Annotated in this window: 18 protein-coding genes and 1 tRNA gene; 16 read left to right on the forward strand and 3 right to left on the reverse strand. The window is 41.4% G+C overall.

The genetic code is table 11. The features are described 5' to 3' along the window. The first annotated feature begins 5 nt into the window (after positions 1-5). The 4 genes from BLU33_RS02110 to BLU33_RS02125 all read left to right on the forward strand — a co-directional run bounded on the left by BLU33_RS02110 (position 6) and on the right by BLU33_RS02125 (position 4362). The gene (locus tag BLU33_RS02110; RefSeq protein ID WP_091368530.1) at positions 6-917 is read left to right on the forward strand and encodes an alpha/beta hydrolase; all 912 of its coding nucleotides are present in this window, start codon (positions 6-8) and stop codon (positions 915-917) included. Between the two features lie 352 nt (positions 918-1269). Further along, a complete protein-coding gene (locus BLU33_RS02115) occupies positions 1270-3552 on the forward strand; it encodes a Tex family protein (protein WP_091368532.1) in 2283 nt (760 codons plus the stop codon). A 35-nt stretch (positions 3553-3587) separates the two neighbouring features. Beyond that, a complete protein-coding gene (locus tag BLU33_RS25270; RefSeq protein WP_091368535.1) occupies positions 3588-3794 on the forward strand; it encodes a hypothetical protein in 207 nt (68 codons plus the stop codon). A 154-nt stretch (positions 3795-3948) separates the two neighbouring features. Then, a complete protein-coding gene (locus BLU33_RS02125; protein ID WP_091368538.1) occupies positions 3949-4362 on the forward strand; it encodes a hypothetical protein in 414 nt (137 codons plus the stop codon). A gap of 63 nt (positions 4363-4425) precedes the next feature. On the opposite strand, the gene BLU33_RS02130 is transcribed toward BLU33_RS02125, so the two are convergent. After that, a complete protein-coding gene (locus BLU33_RS02130) occupies positions 4426-4902 on the reverse strand; it encodes an Lrp/AsnC ligand binding domain-containing protein (RefSeq protein WP_091368540.1) in 477 nt (158 codons plus the stop codon). A 151-nt stretch (positions 4903-5053) separates the two neighbouring features. On the opposite strand from BLU33_RS02130, the gene BLU33_RS24985 reads away from it, so the two are divergent. From BLU33_RS24985 to BLU33_RS02145, 4 genes are all read left to right on the forward strand, one after another. After that, positions 5054-5165 (forward strand) — tRNA-Asp (locus tag BLU33_RS24985). A gap of 567 nt (positions 5166-5732) precedes the next feature. Continuing rightward, on the forward strand, positions 5733-5948 hold the full coding sequence (locus BLU33_RS02135) for a hypothetical protein (RefSeq protein ID WP_091368542.1): 216 nt from the start codon (positions 5733-5735) through the stop codon (positions 5946-5948). Positions 5949-6136: 188 nt separating this feature from the next. Further along, the gene (locus BLU33_RS02140; RefSeq protein WP_091368545.1) at positions 6137-7873 is read left to right on the forward strand and encodes a S41 family peptidase; all 1737 of its coding nucleotides are present in this window, start codon (positions 6137-6139) and stop codon (positions 7871-7873) included. A gap of 197 nt (positions 7874-8070) precedes the next feature. Further along, complete coding sequence (locus BLU33_RS02145; RefSeq protein ID WP_197684549.1) at positions 8071-8619, forward strand: hypothetical protein; 549 nt, start codon at positions 8071-8073, stop codon at positions 8617-8619. 667 nt (positions 8620-9286) lie between these two features. On the opposite strand, the gene BLU33_RS02150 is transcribed toward BLU33_RS02145, so the two are convergent. Together BLU33_RS02150 and BLU33_RS02155 are read right to left on the reverse strand one after the other, a co-directional pair. Beyond that, complete coding sequence (locus BLU33_RS02150) at positions 9287-11338, reverse strand: prolyl oligopeptidase family serine peptidase (RefSeq protein WP_232009376.1); 2052 nt, start codon at positions 11336-11338, stop codon at positions 9287-9289. 131 nt (positions 11339-11469) lie between these two features. Then, positions 11470-12096, reverse strand: a complete 627-nt coding sequence (locus tag BLU33_RS02155) for an START domain-containing protein (protein ID WP_091368549.1) — start codon at positions 12094-12096, stop codon at positions 11470-11472. Positions 12097-12300: 204 nt separating this feature from the next. On the opposite strand from BLU33_RS02155, the gene BLU33_RS02160 reads away from it, so the two are divergent. From BLU33_RS02160 to BLU33_RS02195, 8 genes are all read left to right on the forward strand, one after another. Then, positions 12301-12762 (forward strand): hypothetical protein, encoded by a 462-nt coding sequence (locus tag BLU33_RS02160; RefSeq protein ID WP_091368552.1) that lies wholly within the window; start codon positions 12301-12303, stop codon positions 12760-12762. Positions 12763-12825: 63 nt separating this feature from the next. Next, positions 12826-13575: a UDP-2,3-diacylglucosamine diphosphatase gene (locus BLU33_RS02165; protein WP_091368554.1), complete on the forward strand. Its 750-nt coding sequence runs from the start codon at positions 12826-12828 to the stop codon at positions 13573-13575. Positions 13576-13818: 243 nt separating this feature from the next. Beyond that, the gene (gene prfA, locus BLU33_RS02170) at positions 13819-14892 is read left to right on the forward strand and encodes a peptide chain release factor 1 (protein WP_091368556.1); all 1074 of its coding nucleotides are present in this window, start codon (positions 13819-13821) and stop codon (positions 14890-14892) included. A gap of 321 nt (positions 14893-15213) precedes the next feature. Further along, positions 15214-16137: an FAD:protein FMN transferase gene (locus tag BLU33_RS02175; RefSeq protein ID WP_091368559.1), complete on the forward strand. Its 924-nt coding sequence runs from the start codon at positions 15214-15216 to the stop codon at positions 16135-16137. 204 nt (positions 16138-16341) lie between these two features. Continuing rightward, a complete protein-coding gene (locus BLU33_RS02180) occupies positions 16342-16683 on the forward strand; it encodes a hypothetical protein (RefSeq protein WP_091368562.1) in 342 nt (113 codons plus the stop codon). Positions 16684-16710: 27 nt separating this feature from the next. Beyond that, the gene (locus BLU33_RS02185; RefSeq protein WP_091368566.1) at positions 16711-17592 is read left to right on the forward strand and encodes a hypothetical protein; all 882 of its coding nucleotides are present in this window, start codon (positions 16711-16713) and stop codon (positions 17590-17592) included. Positions 17593-17594: 2 nt separating this feature from the next. Beyond that, complete coding sequence (locus tag BLU33_RS02190; RefSeq protein ID WP_091368570.1) at positions 17595-18278, forward strand: response regulator transcription factor; 684 nt, start codon at positions 17595-17597, stop codon at positions 18276-18278. 4 nt (positions 18279-18282) lie between these two features. Then, positions 18283-19608, forward strand: a complete 1326-nt coding sequence (locus BLU33_RS02195) for a sensor histidine kinase (protein ID WP_091368574.1) — start codon at positions 18283-18285, stop codon at positions 19606-19608. The last annotated feature ends 31 nt before the right edge of the window (positions 19609-19639 follow it).

Genomic DNA, 19639 nt, shown 5'->3' on the forward strand with positions numbered 1-19639 from the left:
AAACCATGAAAAAACTCCTGTTTGTATTAATGCTGATCTCATCTGCAACATTCGCGCAGCAATCAACACCAATATTGTTGTACCCCGATGGCGTGCCCAATTCAAAGCCCGCGCCAAAGGATTATGTGGAAAATATGGATGCAGGTTCATTCATGCATAATGTTACGGTGCCTGCGCTTATTCCATATTTCCCCGCAAAGGATAAGGCTAACGGCGCTGCCGTAGTGATCTGCCCGGGTGGAGGATATTCAGGATTATCGATGGTGAACGAAGGTTCGGAGATCGCGGCAGCATTTAATAGGATAGGAGTAACAGCATTCATTTTAAAGTACCGTATGCCGAGTGATAGTGTTATGGTTGATAAAACCATTGGCCCGTTACAAGATGCACAACGCGCCATACAGCTGGTTAGGCAACGTGCCGCCGAGTGGGGTATTGATACGGCGCGTGTTGGTATTATTGGCTTTTCGGCGGGTGGCCACCTGGCATCAACCGCGGCAACGCATTTTGATAAGGAAGTTATCGAGAATAAAAAACACATCAGTCTGCGCCCGAGTTTTGCGGTATTGTTATACCCGGTTGTAACCTTTGGGCAGTGGGCACACGTGGGCTCAAAAGAAAATCTGATCGGCAAAAATGCCCCGCAGACTTTGATTGACTTATATAGCAATGAAAAACAGGTAACGCCTAATACGCCGCCAACATTCCTGGTACATGCGCAGGACGACGGCCTGGTACCTGTTGAAAACAGCCTGATGTTTTACGGTGCCATGGTGAAAAATCATGTTAAGGGCGAGATCCATATTTACCAATTCGGCGATCATGGTTTTGGGCTGCATAACAGGGTAACCAAAGATGATTGGTTTAACAGTTTGGCTAAGTGGATGGATGGGAATGGGTGGTTGAAGGCGAAGTAAAATTTATTCCTCATTGTCATTTCGACCGGAGGGAGAAATCTTCTGGCTAAAACATAACCGTTTGCAAGTCGAAGAAGATTTCTCCTCGTTCCTCGTTCGAAATGACAAGGCGGTTAAAGACTTACGAAGTTTTCAAAACTTCGTAAGTCTGAATATAAGCTAAGTAAAAATCCCCTATTGTCATCCTGAACGTTAGTGAAGGATCTTCTTCGCTATGCACAGCGAATATGCATGGCGAAGAAGATTTCTCTCTTCGTTCGAAATGACAATATTTTTTTCTCACGATTTGTTTAAAACTCCTTTTTGTTTTTCACCCAAAGAGTACCATTTTCGCAACCCGAATATTTGACAAATGAGCACGCATTATAAAAAAATAGCCAACGAACTTTCCATCGCCGAGAAACAGGTAAGCGCTACCGCTGCCTTGCTTGATGAAGGCGCAACAGTGCCTTTCATCTCCCGTTACCGTAAGGAGGTTACTGGTACTTTAGATGAGGTACAGGTGGCCGCAATCCGAGATCGTATACAACAGTTGCGCGAGTTGGATAAACGCCGTGAAGCTATCTTAAAATCGCTTGCCGACCTGGGTAAGTTAACCCCCGAACTGGAAAAACTGGTGAACGAGGCCGAAACGATGGTGGCACTGGAAGATATCTATCTGCCGTATCGCCCTAAACGTAAAACCCGTGCAACAGCGGCTAAGGAAAAAGGCTTGCAGCCATTGGCTGATCTGCTGTTCGAGCAGCACCGCATCGATCCTGAAACGGAAGCTGCCAAATTTATTGACGAGGAAAAAGGTGTTAATAGTGTTGAAGAAGCATTGGCCGGTGCAAGAGATATCATCGCAGAGCAAATAGCTGAAAATGCTGAGGCTCGTACCAAAGTAAGGGAGCTCTTTATTGAGAAAGGGACCTTTGAATCGAGGGTAATAACAGGTAAGGAAGAGGAAGGCATAAAATACAAGGATTATTTTGAGTGGACGGAGGCTGTAAAAACAGCGCCATCACACCGTATACTGGCCATGCGCCGCGGCGAAAAGGAAGAGATACTTTGGCTGGATATAAAACCACAGGAAGAAGAAGCGCTTGCTACTTTGGAGAACCTGTTTATAAAAGGTAACAATGCGGCATCAAACCAGGTGCGGCAGGCTATTGGCGATGGCTACAAAAGATTGTTAAAACCATCAATGGAAACCGAAGTTCGTCTCTTCACCAAAAAGAAGGCCGACGAGGAAGCCATACGGGTATTTGCCGAAAACGCGCGTCAGCTTTTATTGGGTGCGCCGCTTGGCCAAAAACGAGTAATGGCTATCGACCCGGGTTTCCGTACCGGTTGTAAAGTGGTTTGCTTGGATGAGCAGGGTAAGCTATTGGAGGATACCGCTATTTACCCGCATACCGGTGCTGGTCAGGCCAGAGAAGCGGAGAAAACTGCTAAGCATTTGTTTGAAAAACATAATATTGAAGCCATAGCCATAGGCAACGGAACAGCGGGACGCGAAACGGAAGTTTTTATCCGCAACCTGAATTTGCCGGGTGCAACTATTGTAATGGTGAATGAAAGCGGCGCGTCTATCTACTCCGCGTCAGAAGTGGCGAGGGATGAGTTCCCGGATAAGGATATTACGGTTAGGGGCGCGGTATCCATCGGTCGCAGGTTGATGGACCCATTGGCTGAGCTGGTAAAGATCGACCCAAAATCAATTGGTGTTGGGCAGTATCAGCACGATGTGGATCAAAATAAATTGCAAACATCACTTGATGATACCGTTATCAATTGCGTGAATGCGGTAGGCGTGGAGCTGAACACCGCATCAAAACAAATACTGGCCTATGTATCGGGTTTGGGCCCGCAGCTAGCGCAAAATATAGTAGAGTACCGCGATCAGAACGGTGCGTTTAAAAAACGCGACCAACTTAAAAAAGTTCCCCGTTTGGGCGATAAGGCTTTTGAACAGGCAGCAGGCTTTCTGCGTATCCGTCATGCTGATAACCCCTTAGATACAAGTGGCGTACACCCTGAAAGGTACGACCTGGTAAAACAAATGGCAGCCGACCTGAAGTGTACCGTAAAGGACCTGATGAAGGATGACAAGCTGCGCAAAAGCATCCCACTTACAAAATATACATCGGATACCGTAGGCTTACCTACCTTAAATGATATTATGGCCGAACTTGCCAAACCCGGCCGCGACCCGCGTGAGCAATTCGAGCAGTTCAGCTTTACTGACGGTGTGAATGCCATTGGCGATTTGAAGATAGGAATGAAATTGCCCGGCATAGTAACCAATATTACCAACTTCGGCGCTTTTGTTGATATCGGCGTTCACCAGGATGGTTTGGTGCACCTGAGCCAGATCACCAACCGCTTTATAAAAGACCCTAACGAAGTTTTAAAGGTTGCCCAAAAGGTGGAAGTAACAATTACCGAGGTGGATGTTAACCGCAAACGGATCTCATTAAGTATGAAGGAGAACGAGAAAAGGGGGCCGGCTAATCCGTCTGCGGTCAAACCAAACTTTAACAAACCGGCACAAAAACCGGCATTCAATAAACCATATGCAAGTAAAGCTGCTCCTGAACCGGAAGGTGATCTGCAAATGAAGTTAGCGGCATTGAAAAGTAAGTTTAAATAGGCTATATTTACATAAGACCTTGCTGACACTTAATAATGGAAAGAATACAGTTAGTTAATGAAGTCCTTATGGAAATACAGGGCAAATACGATACATTCTTTAGGAATGTAAATAAGTCGATATATGATTATATTGACTTAATAGAAAAGGATAGCTGGATTAAGGTAACTCTTAAAGAGGAATGTCAACTGCCAACTTATATCGCTGAAGAAATAAAAGATCGATTTCTTATCAATAAATAATATCCTATTGCGCTCGTCTGTGACGAGTGCTTAAATGGGTTTGCGATTGTATCGCCAGGGCGTTGCAAATGCTCTAAAGAGTTAAGCACTCGTCACAGACGAGCGCAATTGAAATCTCGCTAGATTTTGTAATTTCGGATCATCCTTATTACAGATGGAAATATCCAGCCAAATCTCAGAAAAAACTAATCACGATACGAATGAGCTAATTGAAAGAATTCTTTTAATTATGACCAGAGAGAAATATGATATTACCGGAATAAAAACCGATAGCGTAAAATTCGATAATGCATATGGTGGCAGGCATGAACAAATTAGAAGATTTGACAGTGGGATTTTTAAGATAGAGGATTGTGGAAATTATAGGGTTGTCGATTTAAATTATACACATTTGGATTCATTAGATATAGTCATCATTTGTATAATTTCAACGCTTTATATAGTAGCCGGGATATGTTTGAATAACTCTATATTTTTAATGGGAGTGCCATTTATAGTGTATGCCACGTTTAAATATTACAATCTGAAAAGAATAGCTAAAGAAATACTCACTGAGATTGTAAACTAAAAAGGGTATTAATAATCAAGAGATTATTAATACCCTTACTAAGTATTATAATATACTGTATACTTATTCCAGCGTTATCTGCCTCTTAATACTTTCTTCCAATGAAATGAAAGTTTCTGTACGTTGTACGCCTGTTATACCTTGTATATTCTCATTCAGTATTTCGCGCAGGTGATTGGTATCATGGCATACAATTTTGGCAAAAATGCTCCAGCTGCCGGTTGTGTAATGCAACTCAACAATCTCCTTAACATTTTTCAACTGCTTGACGGCTTCATTATATTGTGAACCCTTTTCCAGGTAAATACCCAGGAAAGCGGTAATATCATAGCCTAATTTTTGGGGATCAACCTCCAGTGTGGCACCTTTTATAACACCCATCTCCTCCAACTTTTTCATCCTCACGTGTATGGTTCCGCCCGAAACGATCAACTCTTTCGCAATTTCCGTGTACGGAGTGGTTGCATTTTTCATTAAAATTGATAAAATCTGTATGTCAAGATTATCAATTTCTAAATTTGGGGCTTTTCTATGAGACATAAATTTTAAATTCTATACTAATATACAAGTTTAATTAAAATAAAACTAAAAATAAAATTATTTCGTTGAAATATTTGCAAGGAAACGATAGGTCTATTAGATTTGTAACATGCAAATGACCAATTGCTAACCGTTCTTTCTAAAAAAATCTTGTTGGGTGGTGAAATTTTTGGCAGACACACCTCCTTGTCCCGGTGGCGTAGATCATGGAAAACCCGAAGCGGGCTAACCACTATGTGGAGGTTCGAATCCTTCCCCAACAGCAATCTCAAAGGCTTGAGATTAACAAAAATGTAGGATGGTGAAATTTTGGCAGACACACCTCCTTGTCGCGGTGGCGGAGAAATTGGGAAACTTTCAGCAATGAAAATAACCACTCCGTGGAGGTTCGACTCCTTCTCCTACAGCTCTTCTCATAATTTAGGTTTATAATTGGTTAGTAAAGGCCCCTGCCCAACAGGGGCTTTACTTGTTTATAATCCCCTCGCCCCCTAAAGGGGGAATCAAAAATTACATTGTCATGCTGAGGAACGAAGCATTTATTATACAAGCAGCCGGTTAACGCGGATAGTTTCTTTGCTGTATAAGGATGGGAGCCGTTTTTAAGTGCGAAGGGTGTCATGTTGAGGTGCTCATTGGCGCAAGTCTTGTAGGTGAAACGCCTCGTGTAATGGCTGACTTGTGCCTGACCAAAAAAGCACAAGTCAGCCTTGCTTATTCCAACACACAAGACTTGCGCTAAATATTGGTTTCTTGGCTGCCCCTCAGAATGACAAGTATAATGTTTACTACTTTACTTCAATTTTTATATTTTTGTTAAAATTTTAAACATGGCAGAGATCAGCATATCAAATAAAGATTGGCAGCGGGTAAAAATCAAGATCCAGAGAAAATATAACCACCTAAGTGATGCGCAGTTGCAATATACCGAGGGCCAGGAAGAAAGCCTGATCGGCAATTTAATGAAGCTGGTGAACCGCGATAGAAAGTATGTAGTATTTACCCTGCAAAAAGCGCTGGTAAATATTGATAATAACAGGCTATAGATTGAGATTTTAGAGATGAGATTTGAGACTCAGGGTTCGGCTAATCTTTGATTATATTAAAACCGGTATCTAATTACAAAAATCTTATATTTATTTTTATAAAATATCGTTAATAACATAAATTGTTATTGGGAGATTGATTTAATTTTCATAATGTCTAATATCTCAAATCTCACGTCTCGCATCTAATGAAAAGGAATTATAAAAGGCTGCTGCTATCCGCCGGGATAGTAGTTTTGGCAACAGCTATATGGAGTTTTGATGATGACCTGTTCCAGATCTCCAAAAATCTGGATGTTTTTGCATCACTATATAAAGAGGTTAACATTAATTATGTTGACGATATCAATTCTGCAAAAATGATAAAAACGGGTGCCGATGCAATGCTTGACGGCCTCGACCCCTATACCGAATTTGTTCCCGAATCGGAAATTGAAGATTATAAGCTGCACTATGTAAGCACCCAATACGGCGGTATCGGTACCAGTATTTTTGTGCGTAACGGTGGTGTATATGTATCTGAAGTATTTGAGGGTTTCCCGGCACAAAAGGCCGATATCCGCCCCGGCGACCAGATCCTGAAAATAAACGGCATCGACCTTAACAGTAAAAATAATGACGATGTGAGCTTGTTGCTGAAAGGCTCAAAGGGCGCCGAAATAAAGCTGTTGATTAAGCGCGATAACAATGCCCCTATTGAAAAGGACCTTGTTAGGGACGAGATAAAACAGCCTAACGTATCCTATTACGGTATGGTTGATGGTAATATGGGTTATATAAAACTCGACAGGTTCCTGGAAAACTCGGGCGATGAAGTAACCAACGCCTTAACCGAACTGAAAAAGAATAATCCCAACGGTATCATCCTCGACCTGCGCTCAAATGGCGGCGGTATATTGCAGGAAGCCGTAAAAATCGTGAACCTTTTTGTACCCAAAGGGGTTGAAGTAGTATCGCAACGCGGTAAAATAAAGGAGAAAAACTTTACGTATAACACAACCAATGTACCTATGGCGCCTGATATGCCATTGGTGGTGTTGGTTAACAGTCATTCGGCTTCAGCCTCCGAGATTGTGGCTGGCTCGTTACAGGATCTCGACCGCGCAGTGATCATTGGTCAGCGCAGCTTTGGTAAAGGGCTGGTACAGCAAACATTTTCATTGCCATACAACAGTTTGGTGAAGATAACCATCGCCAAGTATTATGTGCCATCGGGCAGGTGTATACAGGCGCTGGATTATACCCACCGAAAGGATGATGGCAGTGTAGTAAAAGTAGCCGATTCACTCCTCCACGAATTTAAAACCAAGGATGGCCGTTCAGTATATGATGGCAGCGGCATCTACCCTGATATTTTTGTAAAGCAGGAACGTTTTGCAAGTGTTACGCAAAGCATACTGAGTAAACTGCTGATATTTGATTATGCCACCCTGTACCGTGAAAAACACGCCAAATTACCCGATCCTCGTACTTTCACCCTGTCTGATGCTGATTATAACGATTTTGTGAAGTTCCTGTCGGATAAAAATTATAGCTATAGCAGCCCTACTGAAAAATTGCTGACCCAGCTTAAAACAGAGGCTACCAAGGAAAAACAATTCGACCAGGTGCAAACGGAGTTCAATAACCTGCAGGCCAAACTGCTCGAAAGCAAAAAGAACGACCTGCAAATTCATAAGGACGAAATAAAACAGCTGTTGGAAAACGAGATATCATCACGTTATTATTACGAAAAAGGCCGTTACCTGGCCAATTTTAAGTATGATACCGAGCTGGCCCAGGCTATAAAAACTATGCAGGATAAAACCCAGCTTGATGCCATACTAAAGGGCGAGGGGAGTTACAAAGTGATCGGCAAACCTGTATTAGCAGCAGTATCAACTAAAAAAGCAGCAGACACTACCAATAATAGCGACGATCAATAATAATTATTATTAGACCTTTTAATAACGCTCAGATATAATTTTTTTGCTTTTTATAATATATAATACCTGTATATCAATATGTTGTGTATTGATGTGGCGTGTTTTATGATGAATTTATTTTCTTGCGTTAGTGTATATTAAATAAATAGCTAAACTATTATTGATATTATTTGTCATACATCCAAACTATATATATCATGAAAAAGTTAATCTTTATGGCAGTTATATTATTTAGCTGCTTGTCATTCAAATTTGCCGACGCACAAGTTCATTTTAGTGTAGGTATAAACATTGGTAGCCAGCCCGAATGGGGCCCTGTTGGTTACGATCATGCTGATTATTATTATATGCCCGATATTGATTCTTATTACGATGTTAACGCGCATCAATATGTTTACTTCAGCAATAACGTATGGGTACATTCACGTGGCTTACCGCCAAGATACAGCAATTATGATGTATATCATGGCTATAAAGTAGTTGTGAACCAGTCTACACCATGGGTTCATCATGACCAGATAAGGGCTCGTTATGCTCAATATAGAGGCAGAAGAGACCAGGTAGTTATCCGCGATAGTCATGATGACAAATACCGCAATCACTGGCATGGTGATAACGGCCACGGTGGTGGCGGACATTATGATAATGGTGGACATGGCGATAATGGTCACGGTGATCATGGACATGGCGATAACGGTCACGGACATGGTGATAATGGCCAGGGCCACGGTCACGATGGCAGGTAATAGAATGAAAATTTTATTAATAAACAACAAAGGGCAGGATTTATCCTGCCCTTTGTTGTTTTGTATTTGCGAGTAATTGCGAGCGGATATGCATATCGTTTATATATCGCGTGAAGCCGCTCATAGGCGCGGAGCCTTAGTTACTTTTGGCTTGATCCAAAAGTAACCAAAAGATCAAGACAAAAAGATCCTTCCGCCCACAGGCAAAACACCCAGGCCCGCGCTTTTTGTCGGGCCTTTACCCACTTTTAATCGCGGTTCATTTAAAGTTTTCTCATTCTAATAAGTTATGTAGCTCCCGTCAGTAGAACAGCTTCGGGCGAAATCAGGCAAAACGATGGTGGCCTTGTGCGTAATGGCAGGGCATAGCAGATTTTTACAGCAGAGTAAGGGCCAAAGTGCGTAGCGACAGCAGGGTAAAAATATAGCAGCCCAGGTTTTGCCTGATTTGCAGGGGAATGGCTCGTGCGGCAAAGAAACATTTCTCCTGACTTGATTTTTTGTTTCTTTTGTATCAAGACAAATGAAATAGGCCATAGCGGCTATGAGCGATACCATGTGATATGTAATCGTGAGTACAGTTGCATACTGAAAAGTAATTCAGAAATCAATAGACATCGTCATCCATAGGCTTCTTTGCAAACTGAAGCCAGTAACAAGATGAAAACTACCACCCAATCCTCATATTCTCAAACAAAAACGCCCATTTATCAGCCTGCTCATTAATAACCTGGGCGGTTGATTTACCGGCGCCATGGCCGGCTTTGGTTTCAATACGGATAAGCACCGGCGCCGGACCTGTTTGATACTCCTGCAAACGTGCTGCGAATTTAAAGGAATGCGCAGGTACCACACGGTCGTCGTGATCGCCGGTAGTGATCATGGTTGCAGGGTAATTGCCCGGCTTTAAAGCATGGTACGGCGAATATTTATACAGGTAATTAAACATTTCTTTTGAATCCTCGGCGGTGCCATAATCATAGCTCCAGCCAGCGCCTGCGGTAAATTTATTATAGCGCAGCATATCCAAAACCCCAACAGCGGGGAAAGCCACTTTAAACAGATCAGGGCGTTGTGTTATAATAGCACCGATGAGCAAGCCCCCGTTTGAGCCGCCTGATATGGCCAGGTAATCTTTTGAAGTATATTTATGTTTGATAAGGTATTCGGCAGCAGCGATAAAATCATCAAATACATTTTGCTTATGCATTTTTATGCCTTTGCGATGCCATGTTTCGCCGTATTCGCCGCCACCACGTAGATTAGGTACGGCATAAATGCCGCCATGCTCCAAAAATATAATGTTTGATGTACTAAAGGCAGGCGTTAAGCTCACCCCAAAACCGCCATAGGCATATAATAACAGCGGATTTTTACCATTTAACGCGGTTCCTTTTTTATAGGTGATGATCATTGGGATCTTGGTGCCATCCTTTGAGGCATAAAAAACTTGTTCCGACTGGTATTGCTCAGGATCAAACTTTACCCCTGATTTTTTATATAAGGTTGATTGTCCGCTGGCTATATCGTACTTAAAAATAGTAAATGGATAAATATAACTGGTGAAAGTATAGTACACTTCTTTCTCTTCTTTTTTTGCCCCGAAACCTGCGGCCGTACCTACTGATGGCAGGGCGATGATACGTTCCAGTTTACCCTCCATATCATACTGCTCAACCAGCGATGTAGCATCCTTCAGGTATTCAGCAAATATTTTACCGCCACCGGTTGATGCAGTTAATACGTTTTTGGTTTGAGGTATCAGGTCCTTCCAGTAAACAATCTGTGGCGTTGCTGCATCAACTGTAACTAGCTTAAAATTGGGCGAATACAGGTTGGTAATAATATACAGTTTGCTACCCACATTATCCAAAATGCTATGCTCATTATCAAAGTTGTCAACCACGTTAACAATGCCGCTGCCGGGCTTGCTCAGGTCTTCCAGGTAAAGCTCGTTGCCTGTTGTTGTATTGGCTGCGGTTATCACCAAAAAGCGCTCATCCTCGGTTAAATAAGCGCCTATATAGCGGCGGGGTGTGGCCTCGCCGCCAAATATCAGTTTATCAGTACTTTGTGGTGTGCCTAGTTTGTGATAGAACAGTTTGTGGTACTGTGTCATCCCCGCAAGCTGACTGCCCTCTTTTGGTTTATCGTAGCTGCTGTAATAAAATCCTTCATTACCTTTCCAGGCAATGCCACTGAATTTTATATCAGTAAGCGTATCGCCAATAATGCTTTTATCAGCTGTATTAATAACGATCACCTTGCGCCAGTCGGAACCACCCTCTGATAATTGGTAAGCTGCCATGCTGCCATCCTTGGTGAAATCGATACCCTGCATGGAGGTTGTACCATCTGCCGAAAACTTATTGGGATCTAAAAATACCTCGGGTGTGCCATTACCAGCCTGCCGGTACAAAACCGACTGACTTTGCAGGCCATCGTTCTTATAAAAATAGGTGTATTGGCCCTCTTTAAATGGCGCACTGTATTTTTCATAGTTCCATAAGGTTTCCAGTTGTTTGCGGATAGCCTCACGGTAAGGTATTTGCGACAGGTAATTTTCTGTAACTGTATTTTCAGCTTTTACCCATTCCCTGGTATCATCGGCACGGTCATCTTCCAGCCAGCGATATGGGTCGGGCACTTCTGTGTCGAAATAAGTATCAACGGTATTTACTTTCTTGGTTTTGGGGTAGGGCAGTGTTTTAATATTCATTTGTTGGGCGTACGTAAAGCTGCAAAGTAAAAATGCAGATACAGCTAAGCAAGTCGTCTTTGTCATTTTTTAGTTAAATACAGGTAATAAAGATAGTTTTTTGAGGTGAAAATTAAAACGGAAGGCGATTTTTACCTTTTATCCCGCTCTGCTTTTAATAATTCCCTGAGTTTTACAAAAGATTTATAGGGCCCTGTTGTAAGGGTTAAGTTTATCAGCCATCGGGGAATACTGCCACCCGGATCAAGGCTAAAAGTATAGTCTACATTTATTTTATTGCCCGGCACAGGGGTTATTCGCCACGTTACCATCGAATAAGGTACACGGATAAAATGTTTTTTAGGAGGCAGTATACCGTTAATACTTTTAACCTGTATAATTTGTTGTGCATTTGGAGTAGTGGTGGGTTCAATATTAAGTTCAACTACCAGGTCGCGGTCCTGTATGGGCCAGGGCAAATGCGCTTCGGTAAAATAAATAATATCATGGTCATTTATCTTTTTTATAATGCCCGATTTTTTATTGCTATAAACCCAGCTGCTATAGCTGTCAATATCCATAAGCTGCTTTATAAGCTCCCCGGGTGTGGCATCAAGCTGGCATAGCAGGCGTAATTCCACTAATTTACCATCGGGCGATTGCCGTGAATAAATGGTGATACCATCTTCATTTCGTCTTAATTCCCATTTATCCTGCGCAGATGCGGCTGTCAGCATAAATAAAAACAACGTGAAAATGGTAAGCGACTTAATTTTCATAATGTTTCATGAGCTGATCAACAAACTTGTTTATGAATGGTAGAACGTTAAAATAACGGGTTTGTGTCTAATTGATAGGTTATTTTATTATCAACATAAGATTAAGGATTGCATGTAAATAAGAGCCAGTGTAGAAAGGCGATTTTAAAGTGGAACATTTACAATTTACTTAGCGCCAATATTTTTTAGTATTATATTTGACACATGGAAATTGATGATAACAACGTACCGGAACAACAGGATGATAGTTACGTTGAAATATATTCAAAATGGGCTATTTTCGGATTTTCAATATTCCCTAGTTTTATATTTGGCGGTGTTTTGTTAATGCTGAATTTGTATGCTGCCGGCTTTAAAAAAGCAGTATATCGGGTGCTTATCTTTTTATTAGCATACCTATTCGCAATAGATATAATAACCAGTGAAATTTTATTGGCTTTAAAAATCAATATAGTAGATTATAAAGTTGATCTGACGAACCTAAACAAAACATACCTCATTATATTGGGCTTATCTACTTCGTTTAATGTTATCGGTGGGCTGATTTTAACCCAGTATTTCTTCAGGAAATATTTCCCGGATAATGATTATTACCCTAAAAGCATTGCTAAACCTGTATTGATTATTGTAGCTGTATTGGTTTTGGGACGACTGCTGATGGGCTAGTAAATAAAGGATCGCTTTTCATATCGTTTTTTCCTTTCAGCTTAACAACGTACTTTTGCGCACATGCCAACCCGAAATAAACTTTATTTTGCTTCCGATATCCACTTAGGTGCAGGTAGTTATGAATCATCGCGCCAGCGTGAGGACCGTTTTGTGCGCTGGTTGGATAGCATAAAAGCTGATGCCGCCGAAGTTTTTTTAATGGGCGATGTTTTTGATTTTTGGTTCGAATACAAAACGGTGGTACCTAAAGGCTATATCCGTTTATTAGGCAAACTGGCCGAATTAACTGACTCAGGCGTAAAGCTTTGGATGTTTAAGGGCAACCATGATATGTGGATGTTCGATTATTTTGTGAATGAGCTGGGCGCAACCATTATCACCAATGAACTGGTGATTGAACGCGGGGGTAAAAAGTTCTTCCTGCACCATGGCGATGGCCTTGGCCCGGGCGACAGGAAATATAAGATACTTAAAAAGTTTTTCCGCAGTAAATTGTGCCAATGGCTTTTTGCGCGGTTGCACCCTAACCTGGGTATAGGCATAGCTAACCGCTGGTCGCAGAATAGCCGGATTGTTAATGATAAGAAAGAAGACCGCAAAGTATACGAACAGGAATGGCTGGTTACTTATAGCCGCGAGGTGTTGCAAACTACTTATTATGATTACCTGATATTCGGCCACAGGCATTTGCCGCTGGATATACAACTTACCGATAAAAGCCGCTACATAAACCTTGGCGAGTGGATCAACTATAACTCCTACGCCGAATTTGACGGGGAGCAGTTGAGTTTGAAATACTTTACATCCTGATGTGCAAATATGCAGATGTGCGTATGTGCAAATGAAGCGCCAATACAGCCTTTATTTGTCAAATCATCTCCGCATCAACCCCAATCTGCACATCTGGATATCCGCACATTTGCACATCTTACAATGCGGTGAATTAAAATGTGGCTAAAAAATCGTATTTTTGTGCGCTTTTTTATATAAAGCCGATAGTCAAAACCTGGAATTACTAGCCTGGCGCTGGCTATAATTATTTCAAATAAATATATGTTAGAGAAATTAGAAGCGATATTTCAACGCTGGAAAAACGTTGAAGCTGAATTGAGCAGCCCCGATGCGATGGCTGATATGAAGCGCTTTGCCCAATTGAATAAGGAATATAAAGACCTGGCCAAAATTGTTGACGAGTATAACATATACCGCAACATTATGAGCAATATTGATAGCAACAAAGAAATTTTAGCTACCGAAAAGGACGAAGAGTTCAGGGAAATGGCTAAAAGCGAACTGGATGAACTATTGGTGCAGCGCGATGAGATGGAAGAAGTGATCCGTTTGATGCTGATACCTAAAGATCCGGAAGATTCTAAAAATGCCATCGTCGAAATTCGTGGTGGTACAGGTGGTGATGAGGCCGCGCTTTTTGCAGGCGACCTTTACCGTATGTACATGCGTTTTTGTGAAAAGAACGGCTGGAAAACTGAACTGGTTGATTATACCGAAGGTACCTCAGGCGGTTATAAGGAAATTGTGTTTAAGGTAATAGCCGAAGAGGCTTACGGTACATTAAAATATGAATCGGGCGTGCATCGTGTACAGCGTGTGCCTGATACCGAAACCCAGGGCCGTGTTCACACATCGGCAGCAACCGTAGTAGTATTGCCAGAGGTTGATGAGTTTGACATCGATCTGCAGGTGAGCGATATCCGCAAGGATCTGTTCTGCGCATCTGGTCCGGGTGGGCAATCGGTAAATACAACTTATTCAGCTGTGAGGTTAACACACTTACCTACAGGTATTGTTGCACAGTGCCAGGATCAAAAATCACAGCTTAAAAATTACGATAAAGCCTTACAGGTATTACGTTCACGTGTTTATGAAATGGAGCTGCAAAAGCACCTGGAAGAAACATCTAAAAAACGTAAAACCATGGTATCAACCGGCGACCGCTCAGCTAAAGTACGTACCTACAACTATCCGCAGGGCCGTTTAACGGAGCACCGTATAGGCTTAACCATTTACAACCTGCCAGGTGTAATGAACGGCGATATATTAGAAATTATGGAAGCCCTTCAATTCGCGGAAAACGCCGAAAAACTTAAAGAAGGTACCGTAGCATAATTTTTTTGATGTGCAGATGTGCAGATGATTTGATGAATAAATCCTGTAATTGGGCTTCATTTGCATATCCGCACATCTGCATATCCGCACATTAAAAGCTTCATCCTCACATCAAAACATTATCTCCCAATTGTAAAAAAATCTGCACATCTACATATTTGCACATCCGCAAATTCTTTTTCATCTCATTTTCATAATACCCGGCTACTTTAGATTTAAATATTAGCCAACGTATACATTATACTGCTGTAATGCACAGTAAAATGATAAAGGGGCTCATATTTATAATGGTTTACACACATAAATTTTAATTTATTCAACATGCTGGCTGTAAAAACCTTAAGGAGTAATTTAAACATATTCAGGCGTTCAATATGGCTGATGGGCAATCAATTTGAGATCAGCCTGGTAGCTAATGACCTGATTTGGGCCGAATCGAAAATAACCGATGCCATAAATGAAATAAACCGTGTTGATAAATTACTTAGCGCATTAGGTGATAACAGCAAGGTGAACGAGATAAACCGTAATGCCGGTGTAAAACCAGTAAAAGTTGATCCTGAAATTTTCAGGCTGATTGACCGTTCATTACAAATATCTGCGCTTACTTATGGCGCTTTTGACATAACTTATGTTTCTGCCGATAAAGCTGCTGATGTAAAACCTTCGGCATTTGTAAATACCTACAGCAATTATAAAAATGTAGTGCTTGACCCGCAGGCTGTTACCGTGTTTTTAAAAGAGAAAGGTATGCGTATAAGCTTTGCATCAATAGGTAAAGGTTATGCTGCCGACAGGGCCAAATATATATTACAAATGCAAGGTGTAAGTAGCGGCGTAATTAATGCAGGCGGCGATCTGCTTACCTGGGGCACACAACCCAACAATGCCGACTGGACCATAGGTGCAGCCGATCCGGAATTGCAAACACAGCCATTTGCCAACTTGAATATTGGCAATATGTGTATAGCTACCTCTGTTAATGCCGAGCGGCACGCCGCAATCAGCAACAGGCCTCAAGTTAATATGGTTAATGCTAAAAAAGGTTTCCCGGTTAGCGAGATCATGCGTGTGAGTGTTATCAGCCCAACAGCCGAGCTATCTGATGCTATGGCTACGCCAATAATGAATATGGGTGTTAATGCCGGCCTTTATTTAATAAACCAATTAAATCAAATATCCTGTTTAATTATTGATGATCATAACCGCATCTATACCTCAAAAGGCATAGATAAGGCCGATTGATATTAATTTTTCTATTACAATCCCCTTTTAATATAATAAGTTATTTTAGCACATAAATCTGCGTTAGCCCTAAAGAGGCTATTAATAAAACGCAGGTTATAAACCATGCTCATTATATCCCCCGAATGCAGCTTAATAAATTGCTTGTGTTGATTTTGAGCGATGATAAATGTTTTAACAATTTTTAAGTTTTTCTCTTTCTAAATGGTAAAGTGGTTTGCGTATATTGTCCTGTTATTGATGCTGGCGCCGCATTCATCATTTGCCAAGAAGGGGAGCAGGCATCTTATTTTAAAAAAATACGATCTTACTGTGCCTGTGCCCGATAACCAAACTTCGAAAGATACTTCAGAAACCAAGCATCAGCAGGAGCTTGATGAAAAGAAAAAAATTAAGGAGATAGCTAAAGCAAAGCGGCAGCCCAAGCCTGAAAAATTGGGTACTACCGATGATGCCAAAACGCCGCCGAAGCCCAAACCCAAACGCCAGCGCCGGCCCGAAGGTTTGGAACGTCCGCCGGAAATACCAAGGAGAAATGGTAATTAATATGTTTAACAGACAATTTGCTGATTGATGAAATATTTTTGCGTAGTACTTTTTTTATTCACCTGTAATGCAGTAAATGCAGCAGTAAAGCTACGCCTGTATACTGATACTACAGTTAAATCAACTGCCGATACGGATACAGTTGTACGTAAAATGTCAATATCCGCAGGGGTGGTATATGGCAGCGACGTGCAGTTCTTTGGCCGTACAGGCCCCATAACCTATCCCTTTGTATCAACCGATGTGATCTATAACACCAAGAATGGGTTTTTCGCCTATGGCTCTGCATTAAAGGTTTTGGGTTATAACCCTTTGTTCGATGAGCTAGACCTTGGAGCAGGATACTTGTATAAAATTTCAAAACAGTTTTCAGGTGCGGCAAGTTACACACGTTTCCTGTTTAACCGGGATGCCGCGCAGGTTATTAAATCGGCATCAGCTAATGATATCGACCTGAAAAACACCTATGATTGGAAATTTGCAAAATCAAGCGTTATAGTCGATTATCTTTTTGGTAAAGAGGACGATATTTTTGTCACCATAAACACAACCAAGCATTTTGAAAGTAACTTCAATATTTTTGATGATAAGGATTATCTTACATTCGACCCAACTATAACAGCCATATTAGGTACGCAAAACTTTGTGCAGCGTTACGCCATGGATCATCAGTACCAAACACAGGTGGACAATATATTCTTTAGTGACCCGGATGCACCCCGGCAGGCGCATGATAACAGTCAGTTTAATGCGCTCAATTATAATATAAAAATACCTATAGCTTATAACAGGCCGCATTACACCTTTGAGTTTTCTTACAAATACTCAATACCTGTTAACGTTGAAGGCGCATTGCTGAACCGGAAGGAATCATTTTACAACTTAACATTTTACTACGTATTTTATTAGGTATGAATGTTTTAATTATAGAGGACGAGAAGGCATTGGCCCGTGAGTTAGAAATATTTCTGACAAACTATAACTATATATGCGAAGTTTGTTATGATGGCGCGTCGGCATCAGAGCGTGTGGCTGTTAATTTGTATGATTTTATCCTGATTGACCTGGGATTGCCGGATTATGAAGGGCTCGACCTGCTTAAGGAAGCCAAGCGCAGTAACCCCGACGCCGCCTACATTATCCTGACTGCGCGTGCCGAAATTTATGACCGCATTAAAGGTTTGGATATGGGTGCCGATGATTACCTGGCTAAACCATTCTCCTTATTGGAACTGCAAAGCCGCATGCAGGCCATTACCCGCCGCAAATTCGGACTTAAAAATAATGTAGTTGAGCTGGGTGATTTTTTGGTGAACCTTACCGAACGAACCATCACTCATAATAATGATAACATATCGGCTATCACCAAAAAGGAATTTGACCTGGTGGCCTACCTTATACTGAATAAAAATCGCACGGTTACCCGTAACCAGCTAAGCGAGCATATTTGGGGAAGTATTATTAATGATGATTACGACTCCAATTATATTGACGCGCATATAAAAAATATCCGCAAAAAGCTAAATACCTATGCCCCGGCAGACTGGCTGGAAACCGTGCGCGGACTGGGATACAAAATAAGGATAAATCATTAGCGCTTTGAAACTCAGAACAAAACTTACACTGTTTAATACCATATCAAAACTGGTTATTGTAACGCTGTTTGTTTTGCTGTTGCCTGTACTTATTAAAAATATCAACCAAAACTATACTGATAACCGCCTGCGTAAGCAAAAGGATAAGGTGCTGCAAACGGTAAAGGCATTGGGCATTAAAAACTACATTCAGGATGGCGAAGGCTACGCTGCTTATACGCCCATAAAGGATGCCTATGTGAGTTTGGATGAGGATTCTTTAATAGAGAATTTAGATACCATCTATAACGAAAAGCGTAAAGTAGAAACGGATACCATTGAATACCGCATATTAAGTCATGATTTTTATGTAGATAAAAAGAAGTACCTGCTGGAAGTAGGTATCAGCCTTGATTCGGTAAATGAAACTACCGGTCCGCTGCAAAATATAGCCTTTGAAATTTTGGTAGGGATGATTATCCTTACCATTATTGCCGATCAGCTATATTCCAATTATGTGCTCGCACCTTTGCGCCTTATTATTAAAACAAAGTTGGTAGGTACTAAATTTCCCAACTTTGGCAGTTATAAGGAGGTGAAAACCAGTACCGACGATTTTCAGCACCTGGATATCAGCATCCACCGGATGATCCAGACCATAGAAAGTACATTCCTGAAAGAGCGTGAGTTTATCTCCAATGCCTCACATGAATTGATGACGCCTATTTCTATCCTCCAATCAAAGATCGAGAATATGTTTGAGGAGGAGGCCATTGCCGACGAGCTCAAAGTGCGCCTGCTGGAAATGCAGAAGATCCTGAACCGGTTAAAAAGCATCACCAAAACCCTGTTGCTGATATCGCAAATTGAGAACGACCAGTTTTTAAAGGAAGATAAGATCACCATTAGCGAGTTGCTCCAGGAGGTTTATGACGAGATCTCTATCCGCTTGCAGGATAAGAACATTAGCTATGAGTGCATTGTAACTGACGACTGGTGCCTTGTAAACGTTAATAAATTTCTGCTGTTTAACCTGTTTTTTAACCTGGTGAACAATGCCATAAAGTACAACCGCGAGGATGGTAAAATAAGGGTAGAAGCAGTAAAAGAGAACAATAACTTTGTTGTAAAAGTTATAGACACCGGCGTAGGCATAGCCCCCGAGGACTTACCTTTTATTTTTAACCGCTTTAAAAAGCTCAAGCAATCCTTACAGCAGGATAGCTTTGGCCTGGGCCTGCCCATAGTAAAATCCATAGCCGAATTCCACCACATTACTATTGAGGTAGAATCAGAGAAAAATGTAGGGAGTACCTTTAAGTTGATATTTTCAACTGGGTCGATTGGGTAGATATTAAAGCATGTCATTGCTGAGGAGGAAC

The organism is Mucilaginibacter mallensis, from assembly GCF_900105165.1.
GTDB lineage: Bacteria > Bacteroidota > Bacteroidia > Sphingobacteriales > Sphingobacteriaceae > Mucilaginibacter > Mucilaginibacter mallensis.